General features: G+C 31.1%; 14 protein-coding genes. 8 read left to right on the top strand and 6 right to left on the bottom strand.

The features are described from left to right. Positions 1 to 5 precede the first annotated feature (5 nt). From EG240_RS10370 to EG240_RS10380, 3 genes are all read right to left on the bottom strand, one after another. Complete coding sequence (locus tag EG240_RS10370) at positions 6 to 1265, bottom strand: OmpP1/FadL family transporter (RefSeq protein WP_125019332.1); 1260 nt, start codon at positions 1263 to 1265, stop codon at positions 6 to 8. Positions 1266 to 1392: 127 nt separating this feature from the next. Further along, entirely contained in the window at positions 1393 to 2160 is a 768-nt protein-coding gene (locus EG240_RS10375; protein ID WP_125019333.1) for an alpha/beta fold hydrolase, read from the bottom strand. Position 2161: 1 nt separating this feature from the next. Continuing rightward, positions 2162 to 2875 (bottom strand): pyridoxine 5'-phosphate synthase, encoded by a 714-nt coding sequence (locus EG240_RS10380; protein ID WP_125019334.1) that lies wholly within the window; start codon positions 2873 to 2875, stop codon positions 2162 to 2164. 88 nt (positions 2876 to 2963) lie between these two features. Here EG240_RS10380 and EG240_RS10385 point away from each other — a divergent pair, with 88 nt between their 5' ends. The 8 genes from EG240_RS10385 (at position 2964) to murI (ending at position 11322) form a co-directional block, all read left to right on the top strand. Further along, positions 2964 to 3623: a CBS domain-containing protein gene (locus EG240_RS10385; protein ID WP_125019335.1), complete on the top strand. Its 660-nt coding sequence runs from the start codon at positions 2964 to 2966 to the stop codon at positions 3621 to 3623. A 2-nt stretch (positions 3624 to 3625) separates the two neighbouring features. Further along, on the top strand, positions 3626 to 4510 hold the full coding sequence (locus EG240_RS10390) for an NAD kinase (protein WP_125019336.1): 885 nt from the start codon (positions 3626 to 3628) through the stop codon (positions 4508 to 4510). Between the two features lie 114 nt (positions 4511 to 4624). Next, the gene (gene porG, locus EG240_RS10395; RefSeq protein ID WP_125019337.1) at positions 4625 to 5314 is read left to right on the top strand and encodes a type IX secretion system protein PorG; all 690 of its coding nucleotides are present in this window, start codon (positions 4625 to 4627) and stop codon (positions 5312 to 5314) included. Then, a complete protein-coding gene (locus EG240_RS10400; RefSeq protein WP_125019338.1) occupies positions 5314 to 6054 on the top strand; it encodes an isoprenyl transferase in 741 nt (246 codons plus the stop codon). The genes porG and EG240_RS10400 overlap by 1 nt, the downstream gene beginning before the upstream one ends. Positions 6055 to 6069: 15 nt before the next feature. Further along, positions 6070 to 8754 (top strand): BamA/OMP85 family outer membrane protein, encoded by a 2685-nt coding sequence (locus tag EG240_RS10405; protein ID WP_125019339.1) that lies wholly within the window; start codon positions 6070 to 6072, stop codon positions 8752 to 8754. A 27-nt stretch (positions 8755 to 8781) separates the two neighbouring features. Continuing rightward, positions 8782 to 9933, top strand: coding sequence for an OmpH family outer membrane protein (locus EG240_RS10410; protein ID WP_125019340.1), 1152 nt, complete (start codon positions 8782 to 8784; stop codon positions 9931 to 9933). A 36-nt stretch (positions 9934 to 9969) separates the two neighbouring features. Then, on the top strand, positions 9970 to 10482 hold the full coding sequence (locus tag EG240_RS10415) for an OmpH family outer membrane protein (RefSeq protein ID WP_125019341.1): 513 nt from the start codon (positions 9970 to 9972) through the stop codon (positions 10480 to 10482). Between the two features lie 60 nt (positions 10483 to 10542). Next, positions 10543 to 11322, top strand: coding sequence for a glutamate racemase (gene murI, locus EG240_RS10420; RefSeq protein WP_125019342.1), 780 nt, complete (start codon positions 10543 to 10545; stop codon positions 11320 to 11322). A gap of 39 nt (positions 11323 to 11361) precedes the next feature. Here the strand turns inward: murI and EG240_RS10425 are convergent, their stop codons facing one another. The 3 genes from EG240_RS10425 to EG240_RS10435 all read right to left on the bottom strand — a co-directional run. After that, the gene (locus EG240_RS10425) at positions 11362 to 11871 is read right to left on the bottom strand and encodes a gamma carbonic anhydrase family protein (protein ID WP_125019343.1); all 510 of its coding nucleotides are present in this window, start codon (positions 11869 to 11871) and stop codon (positions 11362 to 11364) included. Positions 11872 to 11917: 46 nt separating this feature from the next. Then, a complete protein-coding gene (locus tag EG240_RS10430) occupies positions 11918 to 12928 on the bottom strand; it encodes a PorP/SprF family type IX secretion system membrane protein (protein ID WP_125019344.1) in 1011 nt (336 codons plus the stop codon). A 3-nt stretch (positions 12929 to 12931) separates the two neighbouring features. Next, positions 12932 to 13223, bottom strand: a 292-nt coding sequence (locus EG240_RS10435; RefSeq protein WP_148096344.1) for a T9SS type B sorting domain-containing protein, incomplete at its 5' end; no start/stop codon positions are given.

Here is a 13223-nt window from a genome sequence, read left to right on the forward strand (position 1 = left end):
TTCAATTAAAAGTTATAAGAAAGACCTAAACCAAGAGAATATGCTCCTGAACGATATGTTCCGCCAAAAGAAACAGGATTTCCATCTTCCATGAAATAATCATAAGAATTATCTGTCTCTTTAAAATGAAGAACAGTTGCAGAAAAATCTACTCCTAATCTTGGAGTAACATTATAAGTAAATCCTAAAGTTCCTGCCAAAGCATCGTTTCTAGGTGTTTCTGGTGCAAAATATCCATCTTGAACTGGCGAAACATCATAATATCCACCAATACGAGCAGAGAATTTTTCAGTTGGCGCATATTGTACTCCAGCACGAATTGTACTTGAATTTTTATAATTTCTCGGATTAACCGAAGTTGGAATATTCGGGTTTTCAAATTCAATTACTAAGCTTTCATAAGCACTCCAAAAAGTATAATTATAATCAATAGCAGCTAACCATTGCTTATTAATTTGATACGAGAATCCTACTGTTAACTCAGCTGGTAACGGCATCGTTGCATCGAATTTACCATCTTTGTAAGTTGATTGTGCAAAAGTTGGCATATCATGAAAAGTTGCATTACCTCCTTTTGCTTTCATATCAATTTGAGAACGGTAATTAACACCAAAAGTCACATAATCGTCTAATTTCGCTGTCAAACCTAAATTATATCCAAAAGAATGAACTCCTTGTGCATCAACCGTAACATCAGATCTATTCATACCAGAATCATCTGTCATATTACGAGTCAAATTTCTATTGAATTTAACACCACCATTCACATAAATCAATCCAACACCTAAACTTACTTCGTCTGTGATTTTATACGAAAAAGTTGGTTGAATAAAGTAAGATTTCAAATCAATATTATTTACCAAGTGTGAACCTTGCCAATCTTGATCCCATTCAACAGCACTTCCATAAGGAGTATAAATTGCTAATCCAACAGAAAAACGATCATTCACTTGATAATTACCATAAAAATAAACAGGCGTCCCCGTATTACTTGTTTCGTTTTTCCAATTATAAGTTTTATTTTGAAATTTCACATCTGATGTCAACGCAGTAACACCAGCAGAAAAGCTCCATTTGTTTTTTAAGAAAGTTCCATTCGCAGGATTGAAAAATATACTTTCTGCGTTTTGACCAATGACAGCAACTCCAGTGTGCCCCATCGCCAATTGTCTTTGACCTTGCATACTAATACGATATCCCCCTGCAAAAACACTCGAAGACATCAAGGTTAGCAAAGAGATTGCCATAAGTTTGTTTCTATTCATAAATTTCACATTTATAGTTTTATAATCTCAAATATATAACAAAATGTTAACCTTGCAATATTTTTAGAAAAAAATACATTTATAAAAAAAAATAACGTTTTAATTAAAAATTATTAAAGCTTTAATACTATTTATCACAAATAAAATCATTTACTTTAATAAAAAATTCATTTGTATTTTCCGCATGAAGCCAATGACCTGAATTAGAAATGGTTTCTATTATTGAATTCGGAAAATGATTTTGAATATCATTATAATCAGATTCTTGAATATATTTTGAACGACCTCCTTTTAAGAACAAAGTTTTCCCAGAGTATTTTTTATCTGAAGATAAAGCTTCTCCAATTACAGATTCGTCATTATTAAAAGCTTCTAAATTAAATCGAAAACCAAACGAATCTGAAGTCACTCGATGCACATTCTTCATTAAAAACTGAAGTGTACCAAAGTCTTTAATATACTTACTCATAATATCTTCAATTTCTTTACGAGAAGATACCGCAGAAAAATCAACAGCATTCAAAGCTTCCATCACATCTTGGTGATGTGGTGCATATTCACGAGGAGAAATATCTGCCACCAATAATTTTTCTACACGTTCTGGATAATCACACGCAAAATTCATTGCAACTTTACCACCCATCGAATGTCCTAATAAAATAAATTTATCCAGATTTTTATCATTTACATATTCCAAAACATCCTGAACCATTACTTCGTAATTAAATTCATTCGAATGAAAACTACGTCCATGATTTCTCATATCAAGTAAATGCATTTCAAAACCTTCAGCAGCGAATTGCGTAGAAAGCGTTTTCCAATTATCAGACATCCCCAAAAAACCGTGAATAATCAAAAATGGTTTACCCGAACCTTCAACCTTAGAATAAATCATACTATTTCATTTTTTGTTGATACATTCGAATTACGTTTTCAACTCCTAAATATAAAGATTCAGAAATCAAAGCGTGTCCAATCGAAACTTCCAATAAATCGGGGATATTATTTTTAAAGAACTCAATATTTTGCAAACTTAAATCGTGACCAGCATTTACACCAATTCCTAAATCATTAGCTAATTGTGCCGCTTTTGTGTAAGGTTCAATAGCTTTTTCATTTCCTAATCCATATTGATGCGCAAATTCTTCGGTATATAATTCAATTCGATTTGTACCTGTCGCTTTTGCTCCTTCAATCATTTCCAGAACGGGGTCAACAAAAATAGAAGTACGAATTCCATTTCTTTGAAATTCAGCAACAATTTCTTTTAAATACGATTGATGTTTGATTGTATCCCAACCTGCATTCGAAGTCAAAGCGTTCACAGCATCCGGAACCAAAGTAACCTGAGTTGGTTTACATTCAAAAACCAAATCCATAAAGTTATCCATTGGATTTCCTTCAATATTATATTCGGTATAAACCACTTTTACCAAATCACGCGCATCTTGATAACGAATATGGCGTTCGTCTGGACGTGGATGAATGGTTACACCTTCAGCTCCAAAACCTTGAACATCAGTTGCAAATTGTAATAAATCAGGAACATTTCCACCTCGAGAATTTCTCAAAGTAGCAATTTTATTTATGTTTACAGATAGTTTTGTCATTATTAATCATTTTATTACAAAAATACAAAGTAAATATGAAGGGTAATTAGTATATTTTTAATTATTTTGCAGTAACAAATTTGAGCTTATGATATCTCTTCAGGAATTCATTATTAGAAAAAATAAATACTTTGATTTAGAAACTTCGTTTTCAGACGTAGTCGATGTATTGATAAATAAAAATTTAACACATTTCCCTGTAGTAGAAAACGGTATCTTTCTTGGAAATATCTCATTAGATGATGCAGAAACTTTTACACAAAATAATCCAATTGAAGACGCAAGAGCTTTATTTGAAATTTTCTTTGTTAGAGAAACAAGTTTTTGGTTTGAAGTTTTAGAACTTTTTTCAAAACATCAGACCAATATAATTCCTGTTTTAGACAAAAACAATAAAGTAGTTGGGTATTATCTTTTTGACGATGTTATTCCTTTTTTCAACGAAACTCCTTTTTTGAAAGAAATCGGCACAACAGTAATAATCGAAAAAGATATTTATAGCTATAGCATTAGTCAGGTTTCTCAAATTTTTGAAATAAACAATTCTAAAATTTTAGGTATTATTATAAGTGAAGTTGAAGGAAATATTGCTCAAATCATTATCAAAGCTACTTCAATAAACATAAATGAAATTATTCAATCGTTAAGAAGATATGAATACAACATCATTTCAGAACATATAGAAGACCAATTTCTGTCTGATTTAAAAGACCGTTCAGATTATTTAGATAAATATTTAAACATATAAATATGAAGTTTGCCATTTACGCACAAGTTTATAAACCATCGAATAATGCGATTGTAAAATCGTTAATCGAAGCCATACAAAACAAAGACGGTGAAATTAGTTTTGAACAATCATATTACAATGAATTAATTAAAGAAAAAATCATTGAACCAGTTTTTGAGACATTCACCAATCATATTGATTTGGCAGATGATACCAAATTTTTTGTAAGTATTGGTGGCGATGGTACTATGTTACGTGCTGCAAATTTTGTAAAAAGTAAAAATGTTCCGATTGTTGGAATAAATGCTGGTCGATTGGGTTTCTTAGCAAATGTACAACAAGAAGCTATTTCAGAATTGATTCCTTTATTGTTTGAAAACAAATATACACTTTCTAGAAGAACTTTATTAAAATTAGATTCTCCAGAACCAAGTCAAACACCGTTTGAAATAAATTTTGCATTAAACGAAATTACGATTTCACGTAAAAATACTACTTCGATGATTACCATCGAAACATATATCAATGAAGAATTTTTAGCAACATATTGGGCAGACGGAATAATAATTTCAACACCAACTGGCTCGACTGGATATTCATTAAGTTGTGGTGGACCAATTATCACACCAGACTCAAACTGTTTGGTTATCACACCAATTGCACCACATAATTTAACAACTCGTCCGTTAATCATCAATGATAGAAGTCGAATAAAAATGAAAATTGCAGGACGTGAACCTCAATTCTTATTATCAATAGATTCTGAAACCGCAGCATTAAATAACGAGACTGAAATAGAAATTTCATTGGCACATCATACAGTAAATATGGTTGAATTTCCGGATGTAACTTTCCTTAGAACACTGAGAAATAAATTACTTTGGGGCGAAGACAAAAGAAATTAACACAAAATAATTGTAATTTTTTAGCGTTATAGTAACTAAATAATTAATTAATTTCAATTTTGAAAATAACAATTATTGATTTACATTAGTATATTTGCAAATTAATAGATACCTATGATTCGAAATTTAATAACATTTTTTGCCTTGGCAATATGCGTAAATTCAAATGCGCAAATACATGAAATCGGAGTAACCATAGGTGGTGCAAATCACATTGGTGATATAGGCGCTACAGATTATATAGCACCTAAGGATTTAGGATTCGGAATTCAATATAGATGGAACAGAAGCCCAAGACATTCTTGGAGAGCTTCTTATATGTATATGGGAATATCTGGAAACGATGCAAAATCTGATATGTCAAGCAGAAGAATTAGAAATTTAACGTTCGAGAATAAAATTCACGAAGCATCATTAGGTATCGAATTTAACTTCTTTGAATTTGACCTTCATAACGAATGGTTTGCTTTCACACCTTATATTTACACAGGTTTAGCAGGATTCAAATTTGACGAAACTTATTTTAATAAAACAAATACCCAAGTTAAATACGGAAATGGATATTCAATGGCAATTCCTCTTCATGTTGGTGTAAAAGCGCTGATAAATAAGCGACTAGTTCTTAGCGCTGAAGTTGGAGCCAGATATACATTTACAGACAATTTAGATGGAAATCATCCAAAAGACACCAATTATTCATCAAACCAATTTGGAAACACATTATCAAAAGATTGGTATGTCTTTACTGGACTAACCCTTTCATACACATTTGGAAAAAACCCTTGCTACTGCGCACCTAATTAATGAACACAGAATTTAATTTAAATAAAGAAAAGTTACCAAGACACTTAGCCATAATCATGGATGGTAACGGAAGATGGGCTAAGAAAAATGGATTCTTAAGAACAATCGGACACGAAAATGGAGTAAAAACAGTTAGAACTATTGTTGAAGCATGTACAGAATTAGGATTAGATTATCTAACTTTATATGCGTTTTCTACAGAAAACTGGAATAGACCAAAATTTGAAGTTCAGATGTTGATGAAACTTTTAGTTAAATCTTTAAAAAAGGAACTAAAAACTTTCACAAAAAATAATATTCGCCTAAATGCTATTGGTAATTTAAACAATTTACCGTCGGAAGTTCGCAAAGAATTAACAGAAGTTTTAGAAAAAACAAAAGAAAACACAAAACTAACTTTAACACTCGCATTGAACTACGGCTCAAGAGAAGAGCTAGTTTCAGCCACAAAAGAGCTTTGTAATAAAGTTAAAAATAATATAATTTCAATCGAAGATATTGACGATTCCATTATTAATAATCATCTTTACACTAAAATGATGCCAGACGTAGATTTGGTTATAAGAACTAGTGGAGAGCAACGAATCAGCAACTTCTTGCTTTGGCAGATTGCGTATGCTGAGTTGTATTTCACTGAAGTTTTATGGCCAGATTTCACAAAAGACCATTTAATGGAAGCGTTACAGAATTATCAAGATAGAGAGAGACGCTTTGGAAAAACAAGCGAACAATTAAAATAAGAAAAAAAATTACCAATGTTTCATAAAAGCATAAAATATCTAATTCCCTTTTGCATAGGAATTGCTTCGCAAGTAAATGCACAAGAAATAGTAACAGAAACAGAATTTTCTGAAAATGTTATTAACAGAGAAGAATACGGAGTTAGAACCTATAAATTGGGCAACATTACAGTTACTGGAAATGTTAAATACAACGAACTTACTATCTTAACTTTTACAGGTTTAGAGAAAGGTCAAGAAATTAACATTCCTGGAGAAGAGATTCCTGATGCTATTAAAAAGCTTTGGAAACTTAATTATTTTAGTGATATTAATTTTTATGAAACTTCTATAGTTGGTGATGTAATTAACCTTGAGCTTAATCTTAATGAACTTCCTCGTTTAAACGAAATTACTTTAAATGGATTAAAGAAAGCTAAGAAAGCTGAGATTTTAAAAGATTTAGATATCAAACAAGGTACTGTAGTTAACGATAATTTAATTACTACAACTACAAACTACATCCAAAATAAATACAAAAAAGATGGTTTTTTCAACTCTAAGGTTAACATAAAAACAGTAGATTCTGGAGACGGAAAAACTCAAAATATGATTATTGATTTGGACAAAGGTAAAAAAGTCAAAATCGAATCAATCAATATTGAAGGAAATTCGAAACTTACGAATTCTCAGATTAAAAAAGCAATGAAGGAAACAAAAACTCGTAGTATTTTGAATCCTAAACGTATTTTTAAATCTTCTAAATTTATTGAAAAAAATTACAAAACAGATTTAAATAGTATTTTAGATAAATACAAAGAAAACGGTTATAGAGATGCTCAAATTGTAGAAGAAACTGCTATTTTTAATCCTAAAACAAATCGTGTAAAAATTGATTTAAAAATCGAAGAAGGAAATCAATATCACATTGGAAATATCCGTTTTGTAGGAAACACCATTTATCCTGACCGTCATTTAAGAAATGTTCTTGGAATTAAAAACGGTGATTTATATAACGGTGTTTTACTTCAGAAAAAAATTGCAGATACTTCTAATCCAGATGCATTTGATTTAACAAATGAATACCATAATCACGGATATTTATTTGCTCAAGTAATTCCTGTAGAAACTAAGACATACAATGATACTATTGATTATGACATTAGAATCATTGAAGGACCTTTAGCACGATACAACAACATTACTGTTTCTGGAAACAACAAAACTCATGACAATATTATTTACAGAGAATTAAGTACACGTCCTGGTCAAATTTGGAGTAAAGCAGATGTTGTAGAAACAATTCGTAGATTAGGTGGAATGGGAATATTTGATGCAGAATCGATTACTCCAGATATTAAACCTGATGGAAACGAAGGTAAAGTTGATATCAACTGGGATGTAACAGAAAACGGTCAAAGTCAAGTTGAAGTTCAAGGAGGATATGGCGGTGGAGCATTGATTGGAACACTAGCGCTTTCGTTCAACAACTTCTCTGCACGTAATATTTTCAATACAGAGGCTTACAAGCCATTCCCAATGGGAGATGCGCAGAAAATGTCTTTAAGAATTCAAGCAAGTACGTATTACAGAACATTTAGTTTAAGTTTTTCTGAACCTTGGTTTAGAGGTCGTAAACCAATTTCATTATTCGGATCGGTTTCTCACAGTAGACAATTTGCTTACAACTATAGCAATTACAAAGTTGACCGTTCACAAGGATTAAATATTACAAGTTTTAATTTCGGTTTTGCAAAAAGATTGAGTGTACCAGATGATTTCTTTTCTGTTTCTCATTCTATTGGATTCCAATATTATGATTTAAAGAATTATGATTTTGGATTATTTAATTTCAAAAATGGAAGTTCAAAAAATTTAAGCTACAATTTCAATATTACTAGAGAAAGTAGAGGTAATAATCCAATATTTCCAAAATATGGATCATTAATAAGTTTTGATGCAAAATTAACACCTCCATATTCTTTGTTTAACAAAGTAGATTATGGTAATTTAGGTAACGAAAGAGAATACAAAATTAGAACAACACAAATTCAAACCAATCCTCAAACAGGTGCTGATATTCCAATCGGAACTTATCTAGATTCAAAAGGATTGCCAGTAGCAAATTGGGAAGATGCTGCACCTAACGAAGAAAAGATTGATCAAAAACGTTTCAATTGGTTAGAATATTATAAGATAAATTTAAAAGCGGAATGGTATTCAAATCTATTTGCTGATTTAGTTTTAAAAACTTCAGGACAATTTGGATTTTTAGGAGCTTATAATCAAGGTAGAGGATTAATTCCTTTTGAAAGATATTATTTAGGAGGAAGTGGAATGATTAATTATTCAATGGATGGTAGAGAAAACATAGCATTGAGAGGTTACCCGGACAACTCTTTATCTCCAGTAAATGCAAATGGAATTGATATTGGTGGAACTGTGTACAATAAATTTGCCCTAGAATTACGTTATCCTATAACACTTAAACAATCGATGAGTGCATACGTATTAGGATTCTTTGATGCTGGTGCTTCGTATGCTTCATTCAAAAATTATAATCCATTTAAATTGCAACGTGGAGCTGGAGCCGGAGTACGTGTTCACATGCCAATGTTTGGTCTTTTAGGAATTGATTTTGGATACGGATTTGATAAAATTCCAGGAACAAACCAAAAAGGTGGTTGGCAAACGCACTTTGTCTTAGGGCAACAGTTCTAATGGCACAATATTTGAAAAATAACATTTATGAAAAAATTTTTAGTTTCAATTCTATTCTTTTCAGCGAGTTCATTTGTTTTCGGACAAAATGGCAAAACTGCTTATGTTGATATCTATCATATATTAAAAAAGAGCCCTGAATATACAGAGGCAAATTTGGAACTAGAAAAACGTGTCAAAGATTGGCAAGCGCAAATCAATAAGAAAAAAGCAGAAGTTTCTAAAATGAAAGATGCTTTACTAACTGAGAGAGCGCTTTTGACAAGTCAACTTATTGAAGAAAAAGAAGATGAAATCAGAATGGTCGAATCGGAACTGAACACACTTCAACAAGAAAAATTTGGCACGGATGGGGATTATTTCAATCAACATCAAAACATTTATAAACCAATTTTAGATCAGATTCATACCATTACAAATGACATTGCTGCCAAAAAGAAATACGATGTAGTACTCGTAAAAGGTGACGGTAATACAATGCTTTATGCTAATAAAAGAAACGATATTACAGATCAGGTCTTAAAAGAAATGGAGAAAAGTCGATCTAGAGGTAAATTATCTAAAAAAGAAATTGCAGATTTAGAAGCTCAAGATAAGATAGCCGAAAGTAAAGAAAGACAACGCAACAAAAGAGATGATTTAAGAGAAAGACAAAAAGATTTAGAGTCTGGTTTATTAAATCCTTCGAATACAAATGAAAATAGTCGCGAATCCAATCCGATTGCTCCTAATGAAACTGAAGCCGAGAAAAGAAAAAGAATTAATGAAGAACGAATAGCTGAAGCCAAAAAGAAACAAGAAGAAGCAAGAGCAGCGCAACTTAAAAAAATTGAAGAGCAAAAAGAAGCTCTAAAAAAGAAACAAGAAGAGTTAAAACTTCAACGAGAAAAGGCTGTTCAAGATGCATTAGATAGAAAAAACAATGTCAATCAAAAATCCAATAATGCTCAGAGTCAACAAAAAGAAATGACTCAAAAGCAAAAGGAAATGATGGAAGCTAGAGCCCAAAAAGCAAAAGAAGCTAAGGAAAAAAGAGAACAATTAGCAGCTGAACGAAAACTAGCAATGCAAAAACGCCAAGAAGAAGCAAAAAAACTACAAGAAGAACGCATAAAAAAAATTAAAGAAGATAAAGAAAAACGTTTAAAAGAGCTCGAAGAGAGAAAGAAAAATCAATAAATATTAAATCAAAAACAATTAAATAGTACGATTAAAATGAGAAAATTAAAAAGTTTAGTAATTGCAGCAGTTTTATTTTTAGGTGTTAACTCTAACATGACAGCACAAACAAAAGTTGCACATATCAATTTAAGTGAATTAATTCCTTTAATGCCAGAAGTTAATGCAGCTCAAGACCAATTAAAAAAATTAGCTGAAGGTTTTGACAAAGATTACAAAGCAATGACAGCTGAATATCAAACAAAAGCAGAAAAATACGGTAAAGAAGCTCCAACAGCAGGAGATGCTTTAAACGAAACAAGATCTAGAGAATTACAAGATTTTGGTGCTAGAATTGAAAAATTTGAACAAACAGCACAAGCAGAAATACAAAAAAAGCAAATAGAATTAAACACACCAATTTTAGAAAAAGCTAGATTAGCGATTCATAAAGTTGCAAAAGCTAAAGGATTTGATATGGTTTTAGATTCTACTCCAGGAGCTGGTGTTATTATGGCTGACACAGGAGACATTTTCCAAGATGTTAAAGCTGAATTAAAAATTAAATAATAAAGCATATAAATACAACAACTGCCAAATTCTGGCAGTTTTTTTTTTATTTTTGTATTTATGAAAGAGCAAGATCCTATTGGTTTATTTGATTCAGGAATTGGTGGAACTACAATTTGGAGAGAAGTAAATAAAATTCTTCCAAATGAAAATACAATCTATTTAGCGGATAGTAAAAATGCACCTTATGGACAAAAAAGTAAAGACGAAATCATACATCTAAGTGAGAAAAATGTTGATTTTTTATTGAATAAAAATTCTAAGATAATCGTTGTTGCGTGTAATACTGCAACAACAAATGCAATCGATCATTTACGCAGTAAATACAAAATACCTTTTATAGGACTTGAACCTGCAATCAAACCAGCCGCACAACTTTCAAAAACTGGCGCTATTGGTGTTTTAGCAACTAAAGGCACAATTGAGAGCGAACTGTTTCAAAGAAGTGTAAAATCGTTTAAAAACACAGAAATCATAGCTCAGATTGGATTTAACTTAGTCACACTTATTGAATCAGGAAAAATAGATTCAAATGAAACTAAAGATTTATTAAAAGAATATTTAAATCCAATGGTCGAAAAGAATATAGATCATCTTGTTTTAGGCTGTACACATTATCCTTATCTGATTCCAATCATACAACAGTTGATTCCAAACACAATAAAAATTATTGATTCAGGAGAGGCTGTTGCCAAACAAACCAATAACATTTTAACATCGTTAAATCTATTAAACACAAATTCTGAAATGATTACAAATGACTTTTATATCAACACGAATTCTGCTGTTTTAAAAACGTTTTTACCGAATATAAAATCAATCTACGAATTAGATTTTTAAAAAAAAGATTCTTCAAATTGCTCTGAAGAATCTTTTTTTTTATTGCCAACTTGAATACATGATATAATTATTTGCTATTCGTTCGATTTCTCCTTTAAAATCTGAAGCATCTAAATCTTTTACTTTTCTTGCTGGAATTCCTGCATAAATAGCATTTGATTCAAGAACAGAATTTTGAGTTACAACTGATCCAGCTCCAATAATTACATTACTTTTTACCACGCAGTTATCCATTACAATTGCACCCATACCAATCAAAACATTATCTTCAATAATACAACCATGAACAATAGCATTATGCCCAATTGAAACATTGTTACCGATGATTGTGGCGTGTTTTAAATACGTACAATGAATTACAGCTCCATCTTGGATATTAACTTTATTTCCGATAGTAATAGCATTTACATCACCACGAATTACAGCATTATACCAAACGCTACATTGAATACCGAAACTTACATTCCCAATAATAGTTGCATTCTCAGCAACAAAACAATCTTCTGGAATCACTGGAGCAATTCCATTTATTTCTTTTATCAAACTCATAATTTATAAAATAAAAAATCCCGATAAATATCGGGATTTTATTTGATTAAAAGTTAACTGAAGGACAGCTACATTTATAACTTGAATTTCTACACATGAAGTTAAATCCTAATGTTAATTGGTGGAAACCACCTTTCTGGAATCTAACATCACCGAATTGATGTGAATAAGTATATCCTAACATCATGTTTTTGTATTTAACACCAAGGATTGGAGAAACTGAATGATAATATTGTTTTTTAGTTTCATCTGTTTTTACGTATTCTGCACCGTCAAAAGCAGTACGATATGAAATACCAGCAAAGAATTGTCCGTTTGTAAATTCTTTATACATTTTCATATTAATATCAAGCTGTTTCTCGTTTGTTTTTTCAGTATATTGAAACAACATAGAAGGTTCCCAAGTGTAACCAGTATTACTATAAGTTCCGAAAACATAACCAGCAGAAACTAAATACTTTCTTAAGTTGTCGCTTTCAATATCAGAATAAATATCACTTTTTGTTGTAAAAGCATTTTTAACTGTAGCATGAGCATAGAAATCTAAATAATGATATGATGCACCAAAATCAGCTATAAAAGAAACATCTTTCTGATCAACACCTCCATTAATAATTGGATCAAATGTAGGTCCAAAACTTGACTCGTCAAGAGTTGTCTGATTAACACCTGCACTAATACCAAATGATAATTGATTCAAATCATAATAACTTCTTGAAAAATTAATATGATGCGCATACGTTACTTTAGCACCGTATTGAGAGTGATACCCATTTCTATCATTAAAGGCAATGAATCCAACACCAGATTGTTCACCAACTTTAGTATTAAAACTCAAAGTTTGTAACGCAGGTGATTTATCATTATCTGTCCATTGCTGACGAGCGGATAAACGAATCTTAGCACAATTCGCAGCTCCAGCCATTGATGGATGTATTAAATAATAATTATCTGTTAAATAATCTGAATAAACAGATAGACCTTCTTGAGCTATACTAGCTTGAGAAATGAAAAGTGATGACACTAATAATAATAAAGGCTTTTTAAAAATATTCATTCGTTATCTTTTTAATGTAAAGTGACCTATAGCTTCTTTTTGTAATCCTGTGTTTGGTTCAATATATTCAGCTTTGAACCAGTAGTCAGTTGATGGTAATTGACTGTTGTTAAAAGTTCCATCCCATCCTTCTCCTGCTGGACTTAACTGCTTCAATAATTTTCCTTGTCTGTCAAAGATATAAATTTTTGCTTCAGGTTGTTCTTTTAATGCAAAAATATTCCAAGTATCGTTATATCCATCATTATTTGGTGTAAAGAACTTAGGATAATTCAACACATTGATTACTTTTGAA

The sequence above is a fragment of the Paenimyroides tangerinum genome (genome assembly GCF_003865405.1).
GTDB lineage: Bacteria > Bacteroidota > Bacteroidia > Flavobacteriales > Flavobacteriaceae > Flavobacterium > Flavobacterium tangerinum.

What these genes read in the sequence shown, in the direction of transcription:
- EG240_RS10370 (WP_125019332.1), bottom strand. Translation starts at nt 1,265, where the DNA reads ATGAATAGAAACAAACTTATGGCAATCTCTTTGCTAACCTTGATGTCT.
- EG240_RS10375 (WP_125019333.1), bottom strand. Translation starts at nt 2,160, where the DNA reads ATGATTTATTCTAAGGTTGAAGGTTCGGGTAAACCATTTTTGATTATT.
- EG240_RS10380 (WP_125019334.1), bottom strand. Translation starts at nt 2,875, where the DNA reads ATGACAAAACTATCTGTAAACATAAATAAAATTGCTACTTTGAGAAAT.
- EG240_RS10385 (WP_125019335.1), top strand. Translation starts at nt 2,964, where the DNA reads ATGATATCTCTTCAGGAATTCATTATTAGAAAAAATAAATACTTTGAT.
- EG240_RS10390 (WP_125019336.1), top strand. Translation starts at nt 3,626, where the DNA reads ATGAAGTTTGCCATTTACGCACAAGTTTATAAACCATCGAATAATGCG.
- porG (WP_125019337.1), top strand. Translation starts at nt 4,625, where the DNA reads ATGATTCGAAATTTAATAACATTTTTTGCCTTGGCAATATGCGTAAAT.
- EG240_RS10400 (WP_125019338.1), top strand. Translation starts at nt 5,314, where the DNA reads ATGAACACAGAATTTAATTTAAATAAAGAAAAGTTACCAAGACACTTA.
- EG240_RS10405 (WP_125019339.1), top strand. Translation starts at nt 6,070, where the DNA reads ATGTTTCATAAAAGCATAAAATATCTAATTCCCTTTTGCATAGGAATT.
- EG240_RS10410 (WP_125019340.1), top strand. Translation starts at nt 8,782, where the DNA reads ATGAAAAAATTTTTAGTTTCAATTCTATTCTTTTCAGCGAGTTCATTT.
- EG240_RS10415 (WP_125019341.1), top strand. Translation starts at nt 9,970, where the DNA reads ATGAGAAAATTAAAAAGTTTAGTAATTGCAGCAGTTTTATTTTTAGGT.
- murI (WP_125019342.1), top strand. Translation starts at nt 10,543, where the DNA reads ATGAAAGAGCAAGATCCTATTGGTTTATTTGATTCAGGAATTGGTGGA.
- EG240_RS10425 (WP_125019343.1), bottom strand. Translation starts at nt 11,871, where the DNA reads ATGAGTTTGATAAAAGAAATAAATGGAATTGCTCCAGTGATTCCAGAA.
- EG240_RS10430 (WP_125019344.1), bottom strand. Translation starts at nt 12,928, where the DNA reads ATGAATATTTTTAAAAAGCCTTTATTATTATTAGTGTCATCACTTTTC.